Source organism: Aureispira anguillae (assembly GCF_026000115.1).
GTDB classification, from domain to species: Bacteria; Bacteroidota; Bacteroidia; order Chitinophagales; family Saprospiraceae; genus Aureispira; species Aureispira anguillae.
In genome coordinates this window covers 2,528,551-2,551,891 of sequence record NZ_AP026867.1, presented here as the reverse complement: position 1 = coordinate 2,551,891, position 23,341 = coordinate 2,528,551, and the positions used below count along the sequence as shown (strand labels likewise).

Here is a 23,341-nt window from a genome sequence, read left to right as displayed (position 1 = left end):
TAAAAAGATAAAAAAATTATTTTTCTTTATTAATTAGAGCTTCAAGAGCGGTCAAGTGTTTGTTAAATAGGGTTTTACCCTCTGTTGTTGCATTGTAAGTAGTTCTTGGTTTTTTGCCAACAAACTCTTTTTTTACATCAATCAATTGTTTTTTTTCCAAAGCAGATAAGTGAGAGGCTAAATTGCCATCTGTCACTTTCAATAAATCTTTTAAAGCTTTGAATTCCACCCATTCATTAACCATCAATATAGACATAATGCCTAATCTGACCCGACTTTCAAAAACTTTATTTAGATTTTCTATCATATTTTTTAGTACACTTTATTTAGCCCAATTTTCCCAAAGATACTAAGTTATTTAGAACTTTTACGACACTTTACGCACCAAGTCGGAATAGCTTGGTTATTTGTATTTGTAATGCATATAAATGCCATAAATAATGTGCAACAAGCCAAAGCCAATGGTCCAAAACAAAATCCCATTGCCAACAGCCATAAATTTAGCATTTAATAGACCAAGTATAATTTGACAGAAACCAAGGTATCGAATATCATTTAGCGTGTATTTACTTGCATTCACCAGCGCTAACCCATAAAAAATAAGCGTAGCAGGTGCTACCATTCCCAACATGCCATGATCAATCAGAAGCAAACAAAATAGACCTCCTGTAATCAATGGAATAAGGAGATTAATGAGGAGCTGTTGACTGCTTTTGTCCCAAATACTCTGACCTTGTTTCTTGGCTTCTCTTAGGGTAAAAAAAGCACCAACACTTAGCGCTACAACCAAGATTCCAGCAGCAATAAAGATGAGTTCCCACAAGAGTGTATTGTTGCTGTATTCATAATGCCCTCTTTGGGAAGCTGTGTATTGTTCTATTCTCCAATAGGCAATAGCACTTCCTATTAATGCCGATACTCCTGCGCCAACACCTGATAAGCCACTCAGCGAAATAAAGCGGCTAGAACGCTCCATTAGCAAACGGATTTCAGATAGTTGTTGTAATTGTTCTTCTTTGCTAAAGTTGTCCATCTATAAAGGTTTTGTAAAGTACTTTGAATTACAAAGTAAGTTGTTTTTGTTGAAAAAAGCAATCTTTTAACAAATTTTTAAATACAAAAGAAGATTTTCTTATTTTTAAAAGTTGTTTTGAATCTTTATCTTGGTTACTTTTCTACCCGATGATTTTTGTGAAAATTAAAATGTGAGCAGCTTTTATCTATTTGTAGATCGCTTTGCTCTAATTCCTAAGAGTGAAACGACCTAAGGTCTAAGAAATGACTAAAAAGCCCATTCTGTCAAATTTTAAAAACCATCGAATAGAGGATTCCATTCCCCAAACCAGTACAATTAACTATGATGCATCAAAAAGAACTAAAAAATGAAACAACTCGCCAGTATAACTTTCTGAGTGAGATGTATGCTGATACCTACTTCCCTTCATTTTTGGTAGATAAAATAAAGAATATATTAGTAGAGTTGTGTTTTAAGATCGAAAAGGAACAACCCCAAAACTTAGAGGCCTTGTATTTAATAACACATGCTTCTACTGAAAAAATTAATGATTTAGAGCAGGAATTTTATGAAAATGATAGTGAGATAGAAACCGCTGCAAGGGATTGTATTGGGGGGGATTTTGAAGCTGTTGCCATTGCTTATGGTTATGATGCTGATATTGAAATGCTGATTGCTACTAGAGATTGGTAAGTAGATGCCCAATTTAATGTTAATTATTTTTGTCCACCTACTTAATCAATACAAAAAAAGTTAAACAATAAACATGAAAGACTTTACAAAAAACCTAAAGGATGGTTTAGCTAAGACCTCTCAATTTGTTAAAAAATCATCCGAAGAAGCGGTAACCAAACTAAAAGAGGGAGCCGAAAAGCTGACCCATCTAGGTCCTACTGCTAAAGAAAAAATTATAGATGTAGTAAACGATGTTGTGGCTGTTTTGCCTTTGTTAGAGCAGGCAGGTTATCGAACGAATGAATTTAAAATTGGCATTGCTTTAGCTCCTGTTATAGAAGTTAGTTTCTCTAGATTTTTGGAGGTTCCTGAAGGACAATTGGAGCAGTTGAAAAAGGAGCATGAGGACAAAAAAATGTTTAATATGATCCTGAGCATGCTGCATACGGCCAATTCTTTGTCTACTAAGTTAGAAGCAGATGATTTTAACTTTCACGAGACAGTAGTTGAAATTACCGTTCCACCTAAGGTAAGCCTTCGTTATGTGCACAAAACATTCGAGCCAACTAATATTAATCTATTGGAATAAAGGCAAACGTTACTGTTGTTTATTGGGTTTGCCCTATAATGACTCCAAAATTTCCATCTTCTTTGACCCAATCTTGGCTAGGCAAGTAGGCTTTGGAGACAAAACCGTCCAAGTATAAAGCATTACGACAGCCCTTTTCTTTAAAGAAGAGCGCAAAAGAATAGAAGTTTATTTTTTCTTTAGAGAGTGCAAAAAGTAAATTTCCGTTGGGAAGTATGCCAACACCATTTCGAATATTGATGTTGGAGGAAGTAGCATTAAATTTAGCGTGTATTTTGCCATCAATCACTAACATAGGTCCCGATTGTGTGGCATAATTGATGTGGTTCCCCAATTTAAAGTTAGCGCTTGGGCAGATCTTGCCTTCATTGGATTTGGTTAGGTAAAATACACCATTGGGCTGGAGATAAAAATTCCCCGCTCTGTTTTTTGCATCATCCATTGGAGACAGAACAATTCCCTGCTCAATATAGAGTCCTACAGGAGAGAAGTCCTTTTGATACATTCCTCCATTCATGGCAAATACAAGTTCTTTTCCTTCTTGTGCCAATGCTGCTTTTAATTTCGTAAAACGATTATAATTGTTACCTGAACGATCCTTTAGATAAAAGGCTATTTTTTCTTTTTGGGGGTTTACTTCATAACTAAGAATTGGTATAGATATTGCTGCTACTTTTCGGTTTTGGCAGCTCACTAACATAAGCAATAAAATAACTCCAATACTAATATATTTTTTCATAGAGAACATAACCCGTTTAGTTAGAATTAAATGTTAAATAATTTTTTCTTTAAAAATTGTTTGAATGTTCATTTATTTTATGTTTCTTTGCGCTACTTAACCTAAAGAATTACAGTCTCATAAAATCAATAATTTTTTTTAAAATCTCAATTTTAATACTTAAAAACTCATAAAAATGATGAATTCTAAATTGAAGTTTTTCTTTATTTTGTCTTTTATGGCATTTTTTCTCAGTAACTGTGATAAAAATGATCCACCGATCGAAACTACTGTAGAAGAAGATAAAGAAAACATCAAAAACCTATTTAATGATGTTATAACAGAAACAAAAGCTTTAAAGGCAGGTTGTGCAATGCAAGCTATTGACGACTTTTTGAACCTTGACCGAGGACAAGCGCTCAATTCAAACTGGGCAGAAATGTTGTACAATACCCTAGAATCGCATCTTAATATTACTGCTTACCAAACCAATAAATTCAATTTTACGAATCACGTAGGAACACATAGTTGGAATGCCTCAACTCAGAACTGGACAGCTTCTAGTTTGCCAACCGACAAAATTGTATTGGAAATGCCAGCTATTATGGGAGCAAACTCTAATTCAGTAGTTGCGACTGCACATCATTACACCGATCAACAGGTTTCGTATAACAATTACCAATATTGGTTGCCAACTTCTTTGATGGCAAATGTAAGTGTTAATAATGAAGATTGTATTGGGGTTGATCTTAAGTCCGCTACTTATGATAATACTTCTTTCCAGATTCCTGTAGAAATGGAAATGCACCTTACCTTGGCTCCTTATGTATTTGAAATTAAGGCAAAAAGAACAGCACCTGCTAAACTTAATGTAGAAATTATAGCAAAAAACAATGGTACTGAGAAATTCTCTTTGGTAACGGATCTTACCTATGATCACGCTAATTACGAGACTTTAGATTATTTTAACGACTGTATTGCTGCTTCAGGTGAATTTAAATTTGGTGATTTTACACTGCCTTTTACAGCTGATTTTGAAACTGCTCGTTCTTTGTTCAATCCAACCAATGTACAAATCAACACCTTATTTGATGCCGATGTATTTTACAAAGGGAATGAAATTGCAGATTTAGATTATGCAAAAGACTACCAAGGTTATGCCGATATTCACATTACTTACAAAGACGGTACAATTGAAGATACAGAAACGTACTATGATGACTTTGTGGATCGTTTAGAGTTGGTATTGGTAGAATTTACAGGTCCTTGGCCGAACTAAGAATAATTGATATTTTAACAATGTCTTTTATCGTTTAATTTGGAAATTCAATCGTTTGAAAATGCAACAAGATAGACCATTTTCAAACGGTTGAATTTTTAGATTAAACTCACCTAATGAAAACAATATATCCCCCTGTATTATTTGCCTACTCTACAGAAAAATCCCAATCCGTGAATCGCCTAATCAACTGCTTTTTCTTTTTACTACTATTTTTTTCTATTCGTAACTCCTATGCTCAAAATTATACCATTAGTGGTGTCATAAAGGAAGCGAATAGTGGGGAAACACTCATTGGAACAAATATTTATATAGGAGATGGAAACACAAATACCGTTAGCAATGAGTATGGTTTTTATTCCCTGACAATCCCCAAAGATACGATCGTTGTTGCCTTTTCATTTGTTGGGTATGAGACGATTATTCACCAGTTCTACCTGCATAAAGATACTGTTCTTAACATTGAACTTAAGGATGTTACCACCATCAAAGAAGTTGTGGTTTCGGCTGCTTCCAATAAAGAACGTTTAAATTCTACTCAAATGGGAGCAGAAAAAGTAACGGCAAAAGAAGCAAAAGAGATTACAGCTATGTTTGGAGAAGTGGATATTATAAAAGTACTGCAACTTAAGCCTGGGGTGCAGTCTGGAATAGAAGGAGCGACAGGAATTTATGTCAGAGGTGGGGGAGTGGATCAAAATCATTTTCTCTTGGATGAGGCGACAATTTATAATCCTAGCCATTTATTGGGAATTTTTAGCACATTTAATGCTGATCTTGTTAAAGATGTAACCTTATATAAGGCTGGGTTTCCTGCTCAATATGGAGGAAAACTATCGTCAGTTATAGATGTAAGGACACGGGAAGGCAACCGAAAAAAATACGAGGTAAAGGGAGGTTTAGGGCTTATTTCTGCTAGGCTTGCTGTAGAAGGTCCTATAAAAAAGGACAAGGGAGCGTTTATCCTTTCTGCTAGAAGAACCTATGCCGATCTTTTTACCAACTTATTGAATAAAAACAATGAAAACAATCCAGACTGGACGCCCATCCCTAGTTCTAATTTTTACGATATTAATGCCAAATTAAATTACGATATAAGCCCCAAAGATCGCCTGTTTTTTAGTGCCTACCTTGGGCGAGATGCCTTTATTTTTAGAAATAAGAGAATTAATTTTGATTTGCAATGGGGAAATATTGCAGGAACATTGCGTTGGAACCGAACCATTGCGCCCAATATTTTTGTCAACACTTCGCTAACTTTTTCAGATTATGTTTACGATATAAAAAGCAAAGTTGGTAATATTGATTTAAAATTAGGTTCTGGAATTCAAGACCTTAGTTTGAAGACAGATTTTATGTTTTTGCCTTCTACTCAACACGAATTAAGGTTTGGGCTTAGTGCAGTTTATCATAAATTTTTGGTGGGGCAATTTGATGCTGATAACGGAGCAGATATTAAGGTTAGGGCAGGCTCCCTTTTTCATGCGGGTGAATTTGCCTTGTATTGGTCAGACGATTGGACGATTAGCCCAAAGGTAAAACTCTTGTCGGCGATTCGGCTGAGTGGTTTTTATAATGATCGTACGTTTTACCCTGCCGCAGAACCTAGATTTGCGATAAAATACAGTGTGCATCCAAGAATAGCACTAAAAGCCTCTTATGCCCGAATGAACCAATACATCCATTTGGTGTCAACTTCAGGAGCAACACTGCCTACTAATGCTTGGTATCCCTCCAATAAAAATGTTGCTCCCCAAGCTTCCGATTTGCTTGCGGCTAGCTTGTCTGTAGCACTGGGAAAAGATTTCTATATTAATATAGAAGGTTATTATAAATGGTTGCATGGGCAGATTGATTTTAGAGATGGCGCTAAGTTATTTATTAACGATCAATTAGATCAAGAATTTATTTTTGGAAGCGGCTGTAGTTATGGGGGCGAAATTTATATCGAAAAGAAAAACGGAAATTTAAGAGGCTGGATTGGCTATACCTTGTCGTGGACTTGGCGGCAATTTGACCAAGCCAATGGAGGGCAGGCCTATCACCCCATGCAAGACAGAAGGCATGATATTTCGGCTGTCATAACTTGGGATATTCCTTGGACAAACCCTAAATTTCCACTAACCTTAAGCGCTTCTTGGGTTTATGGAACGGGGAGTGCAATTTCATTGCCGAGCAAGCGATACATTCAAACCGATATAACAGCCACCAATCCCTTTCAATTTATCCCCATTTATACAGAACGTGGAGGATTTCAAATGCCAGCTTACCATCGGTTAGACCTAGGCTTGGTTTGGAAATTATTCCCTTTGGATAACAAGCGATTTAAAAGCGATATTACCTTTAGTATTTATAATGTTTACGATAGAAGAAATCCTTTTTTTATGTACATTGATGCCCTATATACCGATGATAATAGAGGCGCAAATACCGCTCAAATTCCAGAAAAATTTCAAGGAAAGGTAGTTTCTTTATTTCCTATTATTCCAAGTATAACATGGAACTTTAAATGGTAAAATGATGGCTAAACAAAATTGGTTTTTGCTTGCTTGCTTAATACTTTTATCAGCTTGCAAAAAATTAGAAAATACAATCGAAATACCAATAGATCCCTCCGAAAATGATTTAGTGGTTGAATGTTATTTGGAGGCAGGGCAACCCTTGCAGTTAATCTTAACAGAGACAAAAGGCTATTTTGACGTAACCAATATTTGCCCTTTTGTACGGCATGCCTTGGTGGTTATTACCTATAATGGCATCAAAGATACCCTAGTTGAAGCTCCCTATAGTGGAAACGGGTGCAGTAGCATTATGCCTTATTGGAATGCCGACTCTACTCGATTTTACAACTATGCTTCTACCAATATTTGCCCTTCTAGTTGGAATACAAACTTTGCACTAGAGGTATGGGATACAATCAATGACCGCTATGTCAGTGCTACTACACAAGCCATGCCTGTTGTCCCAATTACTACCTTTAAAACAACATTTAATGCAGATTCTATCGCCTCTGTCGTTTTGAGCTGTCAAGATGATTTAACGACCAATAACTATTATAGAATGACGCTTCACAAGAATACTTTATCCAGATTGAACAAGGGCGCTGTCTTTAAATATGTGGCTGAAAACCCCTATTTTGACCAAGTATTGTACGACCAAGCCATTTTTAACCAAGGAGAAATTTCTCATGCTAGCGATTATGAGTTTTATAGAACGGATAGTTTAATTGCTACCATTTATCACATTGATCAAGCTTATTACAATTACTTGATCACTTCTCGAAATGCAAGAGAAGCGAACTTAAATCCCTTTGTTGAGCCTTCAACCATTCTTTCCAATATTCAAGGAGGCTATGGTATTTTCACCTTTTTGTCCTACGATAGAGATACTTTATATATTCCTTGGTAATGCTTAAAACCCCTTGGCATCATCATCTCCACGAATATCACCAACGCCTTCTAGCTGCCCATTTGGCAATCGCAAAACAGCTTCTACTTGCCCAATAGGCGCTCTGCTTTGAGGAGTATGTCCCAATGCTTTGAGTTCTTCCAGTAATTCATCCGAAAAGGCACCTTCTTCATGGTACAATAAATCGGGAAGCCATTGGAAATGGAAGCGAGGCAAATGCACCGCATCTTTGAGTGGTAGTTTGAAATCAATTACATTTGTGATAACTTGAAATACCGTAGTGATAATTTTAGAGCCTCCAGGACTGCCAACCGCCATAAAAAACTGCCCATCTTTTTCTACGATCGTTGGCGTCATTGAACTTAACATTCGTTTGTGGGGAGCAATAGCATTGGCTTCATTTCCCAATAAACCAAATTGGTTGGGAACGCCAGGTTTAGCACTAAAATCATCCATCTCATTATTCATAAAAAAGCCCCCCTGTTCTACAATAACTTTGCTGCCAAAATTGGAATTGATGGTTGTGGTTACCGAAATAGCATTGCCTTCAGCATCTACAACACAATAATGGGTGGTTTGCTCACTCTCTTTGGGATAAGGATTCCCATGCGAAATGCTATCGCTAGGCGTTGCTATACTATCTACATAATCTTGCATACGCATATCGGCATAAGCTTGACTGGTTAGCTGTTGTACAGGAACAGGGTAAAAATCGAGATCTCCAAGATGCTCTGTTCGATCAGCATAAGCTCGCCGAGCAGCTTCTGTAAATAAATGGATACTTTGAGCAGATTGGAAGCCCCAGGCCTCCATCGGCTGCCCTTCTACCATATTAAACAATTCTGCCAAGCAGATTCCCCCACTAGATGGGGGAGGCATAGAAATCATCTTATAACCTTTGTATTCAAATTGAATGGGGGCACGCCAAACAGCATTGTAATTTTTTAGATCTTCATGAGAAATAATGCCTTGTGTTTTTTGCATTTCCCGAACAATGAGGTCGGCCGTTTCTCCTTCATAAAAGCCTGCACGTCCTTTGTCTCTTATCCGCAGGAGTACATTTGCCAAATCTTTTTGGATTAATAGATCTCCTTTTTTCCAAGGCTGTTCCTTTACAAAAGCATTTTTATGCGTATTGAACTGTTTAAATAAGCGCATGTGCTCATTGTAAGCTACGGCTTCTCGTTCTGTTACTTTTATACCCTCATTGGCGAGATCGATAGCGGGCTGTACCAATAGCTCCCAAGCTAATTTTCCATATTGTTGGTGAGCAGCATACATCCCTTCAACAGAGCCAGGAACGCCAGATGCCAAATGCCCTGTCAAACTTAGGGAATCTACAATTTTACCTAGAGAATCTAGGTACATATCCCGATGCGCATTGGTTGGTGCTTTTTCTCTAAAATCTAAGGTATTGACGGAACCATCTTTGTCTCTATAGACCATAAAACCCCCTCCACCAATATTTCCTGCACGAGGATAGGCAACCGCCAAGGCAAAATGAACCGCCACCATTGCATCAATGGCATTGCCGCCTTTTTGGAGTATTTCTATACCTGCTTGAGTTGCTAGTGGGTGGGCTGAAACCACCATAGCAGAGTCGCTGATTTTTTGTTTGGTAATATCAAATATTGAAGCTTGCGGTGCCTCTTTATTGGGAGTAGGCTCTGTACAAGCATAAAAACAAAAAATTAGGGAGAAGAAAATAAGAAACTTATTAGCGAAGGTGTGCATAGTGTTACAGTGTATTTAATATATAGATATTAAACAAAAGTAAGAACTATTTTTGTCTCGCAGTCAAAACGGCGATAAAATATATTAATAACTGTTATCGTCTAGTAAATGTTTGTAAGCGGAGTTGCTCCAGTTTTCATCTGGATGATAGTCCAAGGGGCAGGGACTTACTTTAGTGTTTAGTTATTCACATTACTCCATTGATTTTTTAGTTTTTTAATAAAAAATCAATGGAGTATTATACTTAAGTATTTCGTTATGAACTAAAAACCAATGGACATTAATCCAAAAAAGAAGTCAATGGGCTACTGGCTGTTGCATGATTAAAAGGGCTAGCCAAACGAGCCTCATAAGCCATGCGTCCTGCTTCTACACCCAATTTGAAGGCTTTAGCCATTTCTACAGGGTTGTCCGAAACTGCAATTGCAGTATTAACTAGGACGGCATCTGCCCCCATTTCCATTGCTTTGGCAGCATCAGAAGGACTCCCTATCCCTGCATCAACAATAACAGGAACGTTTGATTGCTCTATAATAATTTCTAAAAAATCAACCGTTTTAAGCCCTTTGTTACTACCAATAGGAGAGCCCAAAGGCATTACCGCATGGGTGCCTACTTCTTCCAAACGTTTGCACAACACAGGGTCAGCATGGATATAAGGTAAGACCACAAAACCCAATTTTACCAATTCCTCTGCCGCCAATAAGGTTTCGATGGGATCTGGCATCAAATACTTTGGGTCAGGATGAATTTCTAATTTGAGCCAATTGGTTCCCAAGGCTTCTCTAGCCAATTGTGCGGCAAAGACTGCTTCTTTTGCCGTTCTAGCACCCGATGTATTGGGCAATAAATGAATATGATCGTGATTAAGGTGATTTAATATATCATCTTCTTCATTATTAATATCTACTCGTTTGAGTGCTACAGTGACCAATTCGGAAGCGGAAGCCAATAAGGCGTCACGCATCATAATACTAGACGAAAATTTTCCTGTTCCAGTAAATAATCGAGAATGAAGCGTTTTGTCTGCTATTTGTAGTGGTTGCATAAGTGTTTTAATTATTATAATATAAGCGGTACCTAAGTACAAAAACATATATTGCTAATAAGCGTTAGAAGCATTCTAATCCTTATTAGAAGTTTCTTCTTGGTAAGGTGTGAAAATAATCTCTTTACTAGCTGTTTTTAAAATCAATTGTTTTGCCTCTTTAGAATAAGAAATTTTGCCTTGGAGCATATTCATCAATAAAAGCCCATCTTTACTATCGCAGCATTTACGAGTACAGCCCATGCTATTCATTGGCAATTCAATCATTGAAATTTGGTCTGCATAAGCAATAGAAGTATTGCAGTTATTGGCATCGAGACGCAGTTGAATTCTAGAATCGTCAAAACTCAAAACATATTTTTTAGAAAATTTGGTCGCTTGTTTTTCTTTTAAATCAGCATAACTTACCGCTACCCAAGAACTGCCCTGAAGGCGGTTTTTATTATTGACCAATTTAATAGGACCTTGCTCTGTGGAAATTGTCATCGTTGAGTTTTGAATAGTATATTTTAAGGAACCCTTAAATAAATTGCTTAGAATCATAGCTTCTTTGCTATCACAACAAGCTTCTGTACAACTCATTCCTTCTTCAAAAACCAAATAACCATCTTTAGTTTGGTAGTTTGTCCCACAATTATTGATGTCCAACTTTAGCCCCATAGATTGATCGGCATTAAAAACCAATTGATAAGGCTTTGTAGCTGTTTTGCTTTCTTCGGGAAGAGGAAAACTAAGAACAGTCCAAGTTCCTACTAGGCTTGTTGTGCTTGTGTTTTCTAAATGATTTTCGTTCGGGGTGTTGTTATTAACATTGGATGTTTTTTTATTGCAAGCAATGCCCAAGAGAAAAAGAACAGAAAGAAAACATAAGTATTTTGATCGTGTCATAATATGAGTTGGATTAGATGTTAAAATCAGTTGTAAAAATACTTTGGTTGTTTGGGTATAACAAAAAAAAGACTGCTTTATTTGAAAGCAGTCTCTAATATATTTTATCTAAAGAAGTTATTAGATGATTAACATAGCATCTCCATAACTAAAGAAACGATACTCTTCTTTGATTGCTTCGTGATAAGCCTCCATAATCAAATCGTAACCGCCAAAAGCACAAACCATAATGGCTAAGCTAGATTTTGGCAAGTGGAAATTAGTAATCATAGAGTTGGCAATGCTAAAGTTGTAGGGAGGGAAGATAAATTTATTGGTCCATCCTTCCGCAGGTTTTAGCAATTCATTAGCCGAAACAGCAGATTCAATAGAACGCATAGAAGTAGTACCAACGGCACAACGTTTGCGACCTCCTTGAATAGTTTGGTTGACTAAATCACAAGTAGGTTGATCAATTTTAAAATATTCTGCATCCATTTTGTGTTTAGACAAATCCTCTACTTCAATGCTGCGGAATGTCCCTAAACCAACATGAAGTGTTAAGGTAGCAAAATTGATTCCCTTAATTTCAAGGCGCTTCATTACTTCTGGGCTCATGTGCAAACCAGCAGTTGGAGCTGCAACAGCACCTACTTCAGAAGCATAGATTGTTTGGTAACGCTCTTTGTCTAAATCTTCTGCAGGTCTATTGATGTATTTAGGAAGAGGTGTATGACCTAATTTATCTAGGTGAGCTTTGAACTCTGCATCACTACCATCGTAAAGGAAACGAATGGTTCTTCCTCTTGAAGTCGTATTGTCTACTACTTCTGCTACTAGGATTTCTGCACCATTCTCATCATTAAAATACAATTTATTGCCCACGCGAATTTTACGAGCAGGATCAACCAACACATCCCACAATTTCATTTCTGCATTCAATTCACGAAGCAAAAATACCTCAATTCTAGCTCCTGTTTTTTCTTTTTGACCGTACAAACGAGCTGGAAATACTTTAGTATTGTTTAAGATAAAGCAATCTCCATCGTCAAAGAAATCTAGAATGTCTCTAAAAATATGATGAGAGATAGTGCCTTCTGCTCTGTTAACAACCATTAACCTAGATTCGTCTCTACGTTCGGCAGGATATTCAGCAATAAGTTTACTTGGGAGATTAAAGTTAAACTGCGATAGTTTCATGTTTGAATAGTATATTCTGTTTAATTCTAAAGTTAATATCCCATGTTTATTTACACGCATGAAATATTATAAAGTAGTAACGCTGTATATTGTATAGGGTATAATCATTACCTTTTGAATAGCGATAGTCGCAAATATAAAAATTCTTTGAAGATTAGTACTACCTTTGTTATGAATTTTTGAACGAGAGTTTTAAAACACTAGGAAGGTTCTTGTATTTAAATAAAATAAAATAACAAATACAAGCCATTTTCATTTTTTGTAGAAACATAGTTTTTATTGGGATTGAGGTAGGTACAAAAAAGAGGTAGGACAGGTCTTTCTCTAAGATTTGCCCTACCTTTTCTGCAAAATGGAAGCTCTAGCGCATTATTTATTCAACTACTATAAGTTTCAAACTTTTATTGGTATTAGCCGTTTGAATTGATAACACATACATCCCTTTTTCTGTAATAGGAGTGGTATCTATTTGGTTATCACCTTTAGTAAGCTCAATAGTTTTTTGATCTACGATCCGTCCTGTCATATCCGATATAACCATCTGAGCAGTTATATTTTCACTAGATTGGATGATAACTTTAGATATTGTTCCTGCCAATTGAGGGGTTGGGCTAATGTAAAGATGTTCTATTCCATTCTGTTGCCCTGAATTTTCTACGTTTTCATGGGTAGGCAGAGAAGATCTACTACCGTAGCTATTACTAATGGTGAAAAAATCACTGAAAGTAACGGAAGCCGCAGGGTTAGCAACATCAAAAATTTGAAGTCGATAAAGGGAAGAGTTAGCCAAAGAGTTGGGAACAGAATAAGTATAAGAGCCTGTGTTGGGGATAAAGTTAGCAACAGTAGCAACTCGTCTATTTCCCTCGTACAAGAAGATTTTCAAATTAGCACTAGCCGAGAAATTACTGGTCCATCGTATGGTTACATTTTGTCCTGTGTACCAAACAGTATTGGCTGTAGGATTAATTATGTTGATGGTAGGAGAACCACTGTTAATGGTGAAAAAATCACTGTAAGCAACAGAAGCCGCAGGGTTAGCAATATCAAAAATTTGAAGTCGATAGAGGGAAGAGTTAATCAAGGAGTTGGGAACAGAATAAGTATAAGATCCCGTATTGGGTATAAAGTTAGCAACAGTAGCAACTTGATTATTCCCCTCATACAAAAAGATTCTCAGGTTAGCACTAGCTGAAAAATTACTGGACCATCGTATGGTTACATTTTGTCCTGTATTCCAAACAGTACTAGCTGTGGGATCAATTATGTTGATAGTGGGAGAACCACTGTTAATGGTGAAAAAATCACTAAAAGTAACGGAAGCCGCAGGATTAGCAACATCAAAAATTTGAAGTCGATAGAGGGAAGAGTTAATCAAAGAGTTGGGAACAGAATAAGTATAAGATCCTGTGTTGGGGATAAAGCTGGCAACCTTAGCAACTCGCCTGTTTCCCTCATACAAGAAGATTTTCAAATTAGCACTAGCCGGAAAATTGCTGGTCCATCGTATGGTTACATTTTGTCCTGTGTTCCAAACCGTATTGGCTGTGGGATCAATTATGTTGATGGTAGGACTCTCCCAAGCATTAGCGTTGTTGGCAATACATCCAATAAAAAAAAGTATAAAAATATACTTTATGCGAGTGATTTTTAAAATGTTTTTCATAAAAATTTGAGTTAAAATGTTTATATAATAAAAAGAAAATTTATAGGAATACAGGAGAGAAGACAAACAGGTGAAATTTGTTGTGGAAGCGTAGAAATCGTAATTAAAAAGCTTGAAAACTAGTGTTCAATCTTTTTATGAAGAAATTAGATCATTCTACATTATGCTAATTTTTTGATAAATGAATGGGGGAAACATTCATAAGAAATCCAAGTAGGCATTTTAGGATTAAGGAAATTTATTTTGGATTAAAAAGGTACAATAGTATACCGTTTGTTAAATTGTTATTCCTTTGTGGTAACTTTTGGTTTAATAAAAAGAATCCATACTTTGGAAAAGTAAATTTATTTCCTTTGGTCATGATATAGTTCATGAACTTCGTTTCGTGATAATGTCTAATATTTGCGATTGTTATTATTTACATTTGCAATGCAAGTATAGTAATAATAAATTGAATAACTGTTCTTTTAATGAAAAATAACTAATAATTTATAGAATTAAGTGTTTGTTTAGTAGTTTGTTATGCTTTAATAAAATTTAGTTTGCAAGGTTGTTTATGCGATAAAACCTACTATTCGGTAATGTTTTTTGCAAAATAGCCTACCAAAAATATATTCATGTTATTAAATATAAATTTATTAAATTATCAGGATCGGCTGGATATAAAATACAAGAACGCCAATAAATACGTTTTTGATCTTATACGAAAAAAGTACTTGGTTTTGACACCAGAAGAAGTTGTTCGCCAATTGATCCTTCATTATTTGATCGAAGAAAAATCTTACCCTAAGAATAAGATTCGTGTTGAAATGGGCTTGGACGTAAATACAATGAGCAAACGATGCGATATTTTAGTTTTTGATGCCGATTTTGAGCCTATCGTACTGGTAGAATGCAAGTCTGCTAAGGTAAAAGTAGATCAAAAAGTTTTTGAACAGATTGCACGTTATAATATGACGTTAAAAGTTCCCTATTTGATCGTGACCAATGGCCCTGTCAATTACTGCTCAAAGATAGATTATGAAAACAAGCAGTTTCAATTTTTAGAAGAAATTCCTAGTTATAACAAATTGAAATAAATCGTATTAGATATCGAAGTTAGCGCTGAATAAGAAGGGAGAAAATAATTTCAAATTTATTAGCCTTTAACCATCTTTTAAGTAACAATTTACTTACATTTGCGCCAAAATAAAGTAATTTTCATCTAAATGGGTCAATAAGCCCATTTTAAAAAAATTCATCAAAGTCATGAACAGTAGATTTAAAGCTCTAGATCTGTTATCCAACCGTAAAAAGTTTAATACTCCCCCTTTATCTTCCAATGTTTCTGAAATGTTTGGTTGCAATGTTTTTAGTGATGACACTATGAAACAATTTCTTGCTCCCAAGTCATACAAACAATTTAAAGCCATTATTGATGCTGGGGTTAACTTAGATAGAGATTTGGCAGATCATGTTGCTGAATCCATGAAAAAGTGGGCCTTAAGCAAAGGGGTAACGCACTATGCACATTGGTTTCAGCCATTGACAGGGCGTACTGCTGAAAAGCATGACTCCTTTTTTACATTGAATGGGGACGGAGAGGCAATCGAGGAATTTACAGGAAATGAATTGGTACAGCAAGAACCAGATGGTTCTAGTTTCCCTGGTGGTGGTTTGCGAACCACGTTCGAGGCTAGAGGATATACTGCTTGGGACCCAACTTCTCCTGCTTTTATTTTGGATGTGAACAATCAAAAAACACTTTGTATTCCAACAATCTTTGTTACCTATGGAGGACAATCGTTGGATTATAAATTGCCATTGTTAAAATCGCAGGCGTTTTTAGAGCGTTCAGCAATTGATGTTTGCCAGTTGTTTGATGAAAATATCACAAAAATCTCTGTGACATTGGGCTGGGAACAAGAGTATTTTTTATTGGATGAAGCCTTGTTTAATGCACGTCCAGATTTAGTGATGACAGGTCGTACTTTATTAGGCCGTTTGGCTCCTAAAGGACAACAGTTGGACGATCATTATTTTGGAACGATTCCAGAACGTGTTTATGCTTATATGACAGACTTGGAACAAGAATGTTATAAGTTGGGGATTCCTTTGCGTACTCGTCATAACGAAGTTGCTCCTTGTCAATATGAGTTTGCTCCAATTTACGAAGATGTAAACATTGCGGTGGATCACAATCAATTGTTGATGGACATTATGGAACGAGTTGCGATTCGTCACAAATTGCGTGTCTTGTTTCACGAGAAACCATACGCAGGGGTAAATGGATCAGGAAAACACAACAACTGGTCTGTTGCAACCAACACGGGCAAAAATTTGCTTTCTCCAGGTAAGGAGCCAGGCAAAAATTTACAATTTTTAGCCTTTTTTGTAAACACAATCCAAGCGGTTTATAAATATGCTGACATTTTGCGTGCTAGTGTTACTTCGGCTTCCAACGACCACCGTTTAGGAGCGAATGAAGCCCCTCCAGCTATTATTTCTGTGTTTATTGGAGAAGCCTTAACAAAGGTTTTGGATGAGATCGAAAAAGGGGTTGATGTAACGGCTGATGGTGTGAAAAAAGCCTTAAATTTGTTGAGCAAGGTGCCTAATTTGGAATTGGATAATACGGATAGAAATAGAACGTCGCCGTTTGCCTTTACTGGAAACAAGTTTGAAATTCGCATGGCTGGTTCTACTGTAAACTGTGCTGCTCCAATGACCATTATGAATATGATTGTGGGCAAACAACTCAGAGAATTCTACCAAGATGTTCAAATTTTGATGGCTAGCAATATGCCCAAAGATCAAGCAATTTTGACGGTTCTAAAGAATTACATTCAGGAATCTAAGAATATTCGTTTTGAGGGAGATGGTTATAGCGAAGAATGGAAAGATGAAGCAGCTCGTAGAGGGCTAGGAAATTATGGCGATACGCCTAGAGCATTAGAGGCTTATTCTAATAAGGAAATCAAAGATTTGTTTGTTGAATCTGGAATTTTGTCAGAAGAAGAACTACATGCTCATTATGATGTTCGCCTAGAGGATTATGCGTTAAAACTTCAGATTGAATCTCGTACGATGGCTGAAATGTGTATGAATCAAATTTTGCCTGTTGCAGTTGATTATCAAACTAGATTGCTTCAAAATATTACAGCATTAAAAGCAGTAGGTCTAGGAGAGGATGCTTATACGGCACAACTAGCGCTGGTAAAAGATATTTCATCTTATATCAATACCATTAAAGATTGTGCTTACCAAATGAAGGCAGAACGAGTAAAAGCAGGAGCATTAGATGCTAGAGAAAAGGCGTTTGCTTATTGTGACAAGGTAAAACCAATCATGGAAGAACTGCGCAATGCTGCCGATGATTTGGAGCAATTGACAGATGATGAGGTTTGGCCATTGGTAAAATATCGTGAATTATTGTTTTTAAGATAAAATGCAATTGAATCGTAAAATTCTATATAAAAAAATGGGAAGTATGGCTGCTCTGGTAGCCATACTTTTTTCTAGTTGTTATCAACCAATTCCCAAAGAAACGCCTATTCTTAGCGAGGATAAAATAAAGTTAATTTTGAGGGATATTCATTTGGCAGAGGCCTTATTAACGGAAGTGGCGGATCGTCGTTCCAAAGATAGTCTTGCTAGAATGTATTATGGACAAATTTTTAAATTGCACGATGTAGATCAAGATGAATTTGACCAAAGTATGCATGCTTATTTCACCGATCCTCCTGCCTTAGATTCTTTGTACCAAGAGGTTATTTCAGAGTTAGCAGAAGAAAAAAAGATTGCTGCGGAAAAGAAAAAAGCGGATAAATAGACTAGGCATCTAGAATGTCATCTGTATTCATCCGAGAAACGTTGGATGGATCAATTAGTAAGCTTTGTGCTGTGATATTTCCAATTCCTCCCATCATTATGGTAATCCAAAAATAGGGATAACCCATCTTTGTAGCATCTACAAAGCCACTTGTTCCTCCATAGCCTGGAATATAATCAAGCGTAAAAGAACTCATGAAAATGGCAAACAAAATGCCCATTGTCAAAAAAATAATTGCTGTTTTTTTGATCGGATGGATAAGCTTGGAGCTAAATAGATAAATGAGAAAGGGGGTACTTACTGTAATGCTAAGAAAGGGGAACATCCAATAAAAAAGTACAAGTTTGGTAGAGTAATAGGCGAGTAGAGTACAGCAATAAAGCGCAAAAAGGGCTAGGAGTTTTGACTTTTTTTCCTTTCGGACAAGCTCATTATTCCAAAGAGGAATGCAGTAAGCAAGATTAACCAAGGCGTTAATGATAAAGATGGATTTATGCTCGTAGTTTAACCATTTAAGTCCCGACCAGCCAATTATTACCTTGATTTCATAGAGCCATAGTCCATTTGCCATTAAACCTAAAAAAAGGGTGATGAAAACGGAATAAAGGAGCTGTTTTTTCATGAAAAGGTAAAACTTAACAAAGGAACAAAATAACCTACTCGATACAATTGGGGCAGATACCCGATAAGGTAAAATTAACTTCTTTAACCAAGTAGTTTGCAGGAAGTGTATAGCTTGGTTTGACATCGTCTAAACAAGTCACAGAATGACATTTTGTACAGCTAAAATGCACATGATTATGACTGTGGTGGTGATGCGCTTCACATTGGTGACAAGTGGCATATTTAATGACTCCATCTGTATTTACAATTTTGTGAATTTCACCTTCTTCAACTAAACGATCTAGAATTCTATAGATCGTAACACGATTGCACAATTCTCCTACTTGATCTTGAATATCTCGATGAGATAAGGCTGTGGTAGAATCTTTTAGTAGTTTGTGTATGGCGGATTTGGCAGCAGTATTTCTAGTTGACTTCATCAAAATAATATCTTTCGGTTACTTTATGCCTATAAAAATAAAGCAATCTTGCCGCATTTCCTAATAATGTTCAAAAGCTTTTGTAGGGAGAATGACTATAGTATTTGGGGCGTTGATCTAATCGAACATGCAACCAATAGACTCCCAAACCAGAAGTACTGAGCCAAAGTGGGCATTCGTTGAGGTGTTTTTCTACTTCATGACCCATTACTTGCCAAAAACGATCGATTTGTTGAACAGGTGCATTTCGGATAAAACTCCCTAAGTGGGTATAAACTTCATAAGAGTTGGAGAGTGGACAAGGTACAACTAACTGAGCATTCTTACCCAAATTGGGAAAAGAAATGACAGGTTGTTCAATGGAGAAATACTGATTAAACGAAAGCGCATTAGGCTTTTTTCCATTAAAAGCATCTGTTCCAACGACTACAAACTCATAGGGTTGATCCAAACTATTGTTGGTAAAGGGGCTGTTCTCCCAGAAAAAAGCTAGAAAAGGAACTTCTCTAAGGAGTTGGGTATAAAAGGTTCGGAATAAAGCCGACGTTTTCCAAAGCTGGATGACATTGCCAAAGGTTAATAGCTTATCTTCTTGTTTTATCCGAAACTGAAAGGTGTTTTTAGCTAAGACTTTTTCGGTATATTGGAACATCTATTTATTTGAAATTTTATTCCCCCTATACCGATTAATGAACAAGTATAGGGGGTATCATTTTAACTCAACATTTTATAACTCAAGTCTAATTTTTCTATCTCTGTAATAAACAAGCTATCCGCATTAATTCGTCGATTGCTAGAATCCAATTGGAGGATAATTTTATTGGCTGCATCTAGTAAATTGACAGAAAATTGTTGTTCCCCCTTGTGCTTATCGCAAATCATATCTAATTGATCAATCAGTTGTGGAGTAAGCAATTGAATAGGAAGATTAATGGCAATTCCCTTGATTTTGGAGCTTCCTACTTCATCCAACAGCTGAATTTCGTTGATTCTTAATTCAAATTGGTTGGGATCTCTCCAACTTTTTTGGTATTTCCCTTTGATATAAATAACGGTGTCGGTTTCTAATAGATGACGATGTTTTAAGTAATTATCTCCAAATAAACCAAATTCAAAATTAGTCCCTTCATAATCTTCGATTCCAACAAAACCAAAGAGGCTACCTTTTTGACTCACTCGATGATTAACAGAAGTAATGATGCCAGCAATAGCAACTTCTTGGTCTTTGAATTCATCCAGTCTATTAATAGTCTTAGTAAACTTAGAAATTTCTAGGCGGTAATCATCTAGCGGATGACCACTCAAATAAATCCCCGTAACCTCTTTCTCCTTTTTGAGTTTTTCCATCAAGTTCCATTCGGTAACATTTTCTGGAAGTTTGGGTGTTGGCATTGTTTCATCAACAGCATCAGCACCAAAAAGCGAGAATGCCATTTCAGACTTTTGCTTTTGGTAGGCATTGCCATAGCGAAGCACCAGTTCTAAAAAGGTATGTTTGCCATCCATTTTGGTAAAATAGAGCGCCCGATCTAAGCCAAAAGCATCAAAAGCACCGCCATAAGCAAGACTTTCAAAGCATTTTTTGTTGGCAACTCGTAAATTGATTCGGCGAACAACGTCAAAAATATCTTTATAAGGCTCCCCAGATTCTTTTTTGGTGTTGAGAATTTCTTCAACAGGACCCTCTCCAACACCTTTTAGAGCCGAAAGGCCAAAACGAACTTTTCCTTCTTTGTTTACAGAAAAATTCATATAACTTTCGTTAATGTCAGGCCCCAATACTTCAACATTTTGATTTTTACATTCTTGCAAAAAGAAGTTTACTTTGGAGATGTCACTTTTGTTATGGGTTAAAACCGAAGCCATAAACTCAGCGGGATAATGCGCCTTGAGATAAGCCGTTTGGAAAGCAACAAAGGCATAACAAGTCGAGTGCGATTTGTTAAAGGCATAAGAGGCAAAAGCCTCCCAATCTTTCCAGATTTTTTTGACAACATCTCCTGTATGACCATTTTTGGCACAGCCTTCCTCAAACTTAGGAAACATCTGGTCAATCAACTTCTTTTTCTTTTTCCCCATTGCCTTACGCAACATATCCGCTTCCCCCTTGGTAAAACCAGCCAATTTTTGAGACAACAACATAACTTGCTCTTGGTAGACGGTAATACCATAGGTTTCTTCCAGATATTCCTTCATGTCATCCAAATCGTACTGAATCGGTTCTCTACCGTGTTTACGATCAATAAAGAGCGGAATATAGGCAATCGGACCAGGGCGATACAAGGCATTCATAGCAATGAGATCCGAAAATTCAGTAGGCGTTAATTCACGCATGTATTTTTGCATACCAGGACTCTCATATTGGAACACACCAATCGTTTCGCCACGTTGGAAAAGCTCATACGTCTTTTTGTCGTCCAAGGGTATTTCGTCAGGTTCAATTTCAACACCATGCTTTGCCTTGATGATTTTACAAGCATCTTTGATGATGGTTAGGGTCTTAAGCCCCAAAAAATCCATTTTTAATAAACCTGCATCCTCTGCTACTGAGTTATCAAACTGAGAAACCAATAGATCGGAGTCTTTGGCCACCGTAACAGGCACAAAATTGGTAATGTCGTCTGGTGTGATGACCACACCACAAGCATGAATACCTGTGTTTCGGATAGACCCTTCAAGTTTGTGAGCATTGCGAATCATCGTTCCAATTTCATTATCTTCTTGGGCAAGATTTCTAAATTGATACGCTTTTTCGAGTTCTTCAGAGTTGAGTTTCCCTTTTAATTTGGGGTGGACATCTCCGTCTGCCAATACCTTTTTTAAGGTTGCTCCCAAATCATCTGGAAACTGTTTTTTTACATTGATAACATCCGATAAAGGAATGTTCATCACTCGACCAACATCCTGCAAAGAACTTTTGGCGGCCATAGAACCATAAGTAATAATTTGGGCAACTTGATTTCGACCGTATTTCTCAATCACATAATCCATTACTTTGGATCGACCAACATCATCAAAGTCAATATCAATATCGGGCATAGATACCCGTTCTGGGTTCAAAAAACGCTCAAATAGCAAATCGTACTTAATGGGATCTATATTGGTAATTCCCAAGCAATAAGCTACCGCAGAACCCGCCGCAGAACCACGACCAGGACCTACCGAAACGCCCATGTTTCTCGCCTCAGTTGTAAAGTCTTGTACAATCAAAAAATAACCTGGATAGCCCGAGTTGCGAATAACGTCCAATTCAAAATCTAAACGTTCTGCTATTTCAGGGGTAATTATGCCATACCGTCGTTTGGCTCCTTCATAAGTTAGGTGGCGCAAAAAGTCATCTTGTGTTTTAAACTGTTGAGGCAAGGGAAACGCAGGCAACAAAATATCTCTAGCCAAGGTTAGCTTATCCACTTTGTCGTAAATTTCCATGGTATTGGCAATAGAATCGGGCACATCGGTAAAGATGGCATTCATTTCAGCCTGAGATTTGAAATAAAAATCAGAACTAGAAAATTTAAAACGATTCGTATCTTCTACCAAAGACCCTGTATTAATACAAAGCAACATATCATGTGCTTGCCAATCTTCTTCCTCTACATAATGGGCATCATTGGTCGCAATAACTTTGACATTGTATTTCTTGGCAAAACCAAGTAAAACTTGATTGACATCTTCTTGACTGACCCCACTAAATGTTCGTTTTCCATCTTTGAAGATATCCAGATCCTCTAGACCTCTATGTCGTTGAATTTCTATATAGTAATCCTCTCCAAAAATATTGAGCCACCATTTTAATAATTCTTCTGCTTTTTCGATATTCCCTTCAATAATTGCTTGAGGAATTTCAGCACCCACACAACAACTAGTGACAATAAGCCCTTCGTGATGTTTTTCGATTAGCTCCTTATCAATACGAGGAAATTTACTGTAAAGTCCTTCCATGAAGCCATAAGAACAAAGCTTACACAAGTTTTGGTAACCAATTTGGTTTTTTGCTAACATCAATTGGTGATAGCGTTTGTCTCGTTCTCCCTTTGCTTTGGCAAAAGATTGTTTGTGACGATTTTCAACCAAATAGAATTCACAACCAACAATTGGTTTGATGCCGTGTTTTTCGGCAGCAGCGACAAATTTGAAAGCACCAAACATGTTTCCATGGTCTGTTAAAGCCACAGCTTTCATATTGTCGGCAGCCGCTTTTTCCATCAAAACATCAATGTTAGAGGCTCCGTCCAACAGTGAAAATTGAGTGTGAGAGTGTAAATGTACGAATTCGGGCATATTTTTT

The 23,341-nt window shown here is 36.8% G+C and carries 20 protein-coding genes; 8 read left to right on the top strand and 12 right to left on the bottom strand.

Annotated features, from left to right (window positions below):
• Window positions 1-16: 16 nt before the first annotated feature.
• On the bottom strand, window positions 17-307 hold the full coding sequence (locus AsAng_RS09815; RefSeq protein ID WP_264792602.1) for a winged helix-turn-helix domain-containing protein: 291 nt from the start codon (window positions 305-307) through the stop codon (window positions 17-19).
• A gap of 96 nt (window positions 308-403) precedes the next feature.
• The gene (locus tag AsAng_RS09810) at window positions 404-1,033 is read right to left on the bottom strand and encodes a hypothetical protein (protein ID WP_264792601.1); all 630 of its coding nucleotides are present in this window, start codon (window positions 1,031-1,033) and stop codon (window positions 404-406) included.
• 324 nt (window positions 1,034-1,357) lie between these two features.
• Between AsAng_RS09810 and AsAng_RS09805 the strand changes: the two genes are divergently transcribed.
• Together AsAng_RS09805 and AsAng_RS09800 are read left to right on the top strand one after the other, a co-directional pair.
• Window positions 1,358-1,708 (top strand): DUF5713 family protein, encoded by a 351-nt coding sequence (locus AsAng_RS09805; protein WP_264792600.1) that lies wholly within the window; start codon window positions 1,358-1,360, stop codon window positions 1,706-1,708.
• A 73-nt stretch (window positions 1,709-1,781) separates the two neighbouring features.
• A complete protein-coding gene (locus AsAng_RS09800) occupies window positions 1,782-2,279 on the top strand; it encodes a hypothetical protein (protein ID WP_264792599.1) in 498 nt (165 codons plus the stop codon).
• A gap of 19 nt (window positions 2,280-2,298) precedes the next feature.
• On the opposite strand, the gene AsAng_RS09795 is transcribed toward AsAng_RS09800, so the two are convergent.
• Window positions 2,299-3,018 carry a phosphodiester glycosidase family protein gene (locus AsAng_RS09795; RefSeq protein ID WP_264792598.1) on the bottom strand — a complete coding sequence of 240 codons (720 nt, stop codon included), beginning with the start codon at window positions 3,016-3,018 and terminating at the stop codon, window positions 2,299-2,301.
• Window positions 3,019-3,193: 175 nt separating this feature from the next.
• Between AsAng_RS09795 and AsAng_RS09790 the strand changes: the two genes are divergently transcribed.
• From AsAng_RS09790 to AsAng_RS09780, 3 genes are all read left to right on the top strand, one after another.
• The gene (locus tag AsAng_RS09790) at window positions 3,194-4,276 is read left to right on the top strand and encodes a hypothetical protein (RefSeq protein WP_264792597.1); all 1,083 of its coding nucleotides are present in this window, start codon (window positions 3,194-3,196) and stop codon (window positions 4,274-4,276) included.
• Between the two features lie 116 nt (window positions 4,277-4,392).
• Window positions 4,393-6,792 (top strand): TonB-dependent receptor, encoded by a 2,400-nt coding sequence (locus AsAng_RS09785; RefSeq protein ID WP_264792596.1) that lies wholly within the window; start codon window positions 4,393-4,395, stop codon window positions 6,790-6,792.
• A gap of 1 nt (window position 6,793) precedes the next feature.
• Window positions 6,794-7,684 (top strand): DUF4249 domain-containing protein, encoded by an 891-nt coding sequence (locus AsAng_RS09780; protein WP_264792595.1) that lies wholly within the window; start codon window positions 6,794-6,796, stop codon window positions 7,682-7,684.
• A 3-nt stretch (window positions 7,685-7,687) separates the two neighbouring features.
• On the opposite strand, the gene ggt is transcribed toward AsAng_RS09780, so the two are convergent.
• The 5 genes from ggt to AsAng_RS09755 form a co-directional block, all read right to left on the bottom strand.
• Complete coding sequence (gene ggt / locus AsAng_RS09775) at window positions 7,688-9,418, bottom strand: gamma-glutamyltransferase (protein ID WP_264792594.1); 1,731 nt, start codon at window positions 9,416-9,418, stop codon at window positions 7,688-7,690.
• A 280-nt stretch (window positions 9,419-9,698) separates the two neighbouring features.
• Window positions 9,699-10,466, bottom strand: a complete 768-nt coding sequence (locus AsAng_RS09770; RefSeq protein WP_264792593.1) for a thiazole synthase — start codon at window positions 10,464-10,466, stop codon at window positions 9,699-9,701.
• A gap of 75 nt (window positions 10,467-10,541) precedes the next feature.
• Window positions 10,542-11,354 carry an META domain-containing protein gene (locus tag AsAng_RS09765; protein WP_264792592.1) on the bottom strand — a complete coding sequence of 271 codons (813 nt, stop codon included), beginning with the start codon at window positions 11,352-11,354 and terminating at the stop codon, window positions 10,542-10,544.
• A 120-nt stretch (window positions 11,355-11,474) separates the two neighbouring features.
• On the bottom strand, window positions 11,475-12,533 hold the full coding sequence (gene queA / locus AsAng_RS09760; protein ID WP_264792591.1) for a tRNA preQ1(34) S-adenosylmethionine ribosyltransferase-isomerase QueA: 1,059 nt from the start codon (window positions 12,531-12,533) through the stop codon (window positions 11,475-11,477).
• Window positions 12,534-12,906: 373 nt separating this feature from the next.
• Window positions 12,907-14,199: a Ser-Thr-rich GPI-anchored membrane family protein gene (locus tag AsAng_RS09755; RefSeq protein ID WP_264792590.1), complete on the bottom strand. Its 1,293-nt coding sequence runs from the start codon at window positions 14,197-14,199 to the stop codon at window positions 12,907-12,909.
• Between the two features lie 617 nt (window positions 14,200-14,816).
• Here AsAng_RS09755 and AsAng_RS09750 point away from each other — a divergent pair.
• From AsAng_RS09750 to AsAng_RS09740, 3 genes are all read left to right on the top strand, one after another.
• Window positions 14,817-15,278 carry a type I restriction enzyme HsdR N-terminal domain-containing protein gene (locus tag AsAng_RS09750; RefSeq protein WP_264792589.1) on the top strand — a complete coding sequence of 154 codons (462 nt, stop codon included), beginning with the start codon at window positions 14,817-14,819 and terminating at the stop codon, window positions 15,276-15,278.
• A 169-nt stretch (window positions 15,279-15,447) separates the two neighbouring features.
• Entirely contained in the window at window positions 15,448-17,625 is a 2,178-nt protein-coding gene (locus AsAng_RS09745; RefSeq protein ID WP_264792588.1) for a glutamine synthetase III family protein, read from the top strand.
• Between the two features lie 43 nt (window positions 17,626-17,668).
• The gene (locus AsAng_RS09740; protein WP_264792587.1) at window positions 17,669-18,010 is read left to right on the top strand and encodes a DUF4296 domain-containing protein; all 342 of its coding nucleotides are present in this window, start codon (window positions 17,669-17,671) and stop codon (window positions 18,008-18,010) included.
• Between the two features lies 1 nt (window position 18,011).
• Here AsAng_RS09740 and AsAng_RS09735 read toward each other — a convergent pair whose 3' ends face one another.
• From AsAng_RS09735 to dnaE, 4 genes are all read right to left on the bottom strand, one after another.
• Window positions 18,012-18,632 (bottom strand): hypothetical protein, encoded by a 621-nt coding sequence (locus tag AsAng_RS09735; RefSeq protein ID WP_264792586.1) that lies wholly within the window; start codon window positions 18,630-18,632, stop codon window positions 18,012-18,014.
• 34 nt (window positions 18,633-18,666) lie between these two features.
• Window positions 18,667-19,053, bottom strand: a complete 387-nt coding sequence (locus AsAng_RS09730; protein WP_264792585.1) for a Fur family transcriptional regulator — start codon at window positions 19,051-19,053, stop codon at window positions 18,667-18,669.
• A 70-nt stretch (window positions 19,054-19,123) separates the two neighbouring features.
• The gene (locus tag AsAng_RS09725; RefSeq protein ID WP_264792584.1) at window positions 19,124-19,705 is read right to left on the bottom strand and encodes a DUF6940 family protein; all 582 of its coding nucleotides are present in this window, start codon (window positions 19,703-19,705) and stop codon (window positions 19,124-19,126) included.
• A 62-nt stretch (window positions 19,706-19,767) separates the two neighbouring features.
• A complete protein-coding gene (gene dnaE, locus AsAng_RS09720; protein WP_264792583.1) occupies window positions 19,768-23,334 on the bottom strand; it encodes a DNA polymerase III subunit alpha in 3,567 nt (1,188 codons plus the stop codon).
• Window positions 23,335-23,341: the final 7 nt, after the last annotated feature.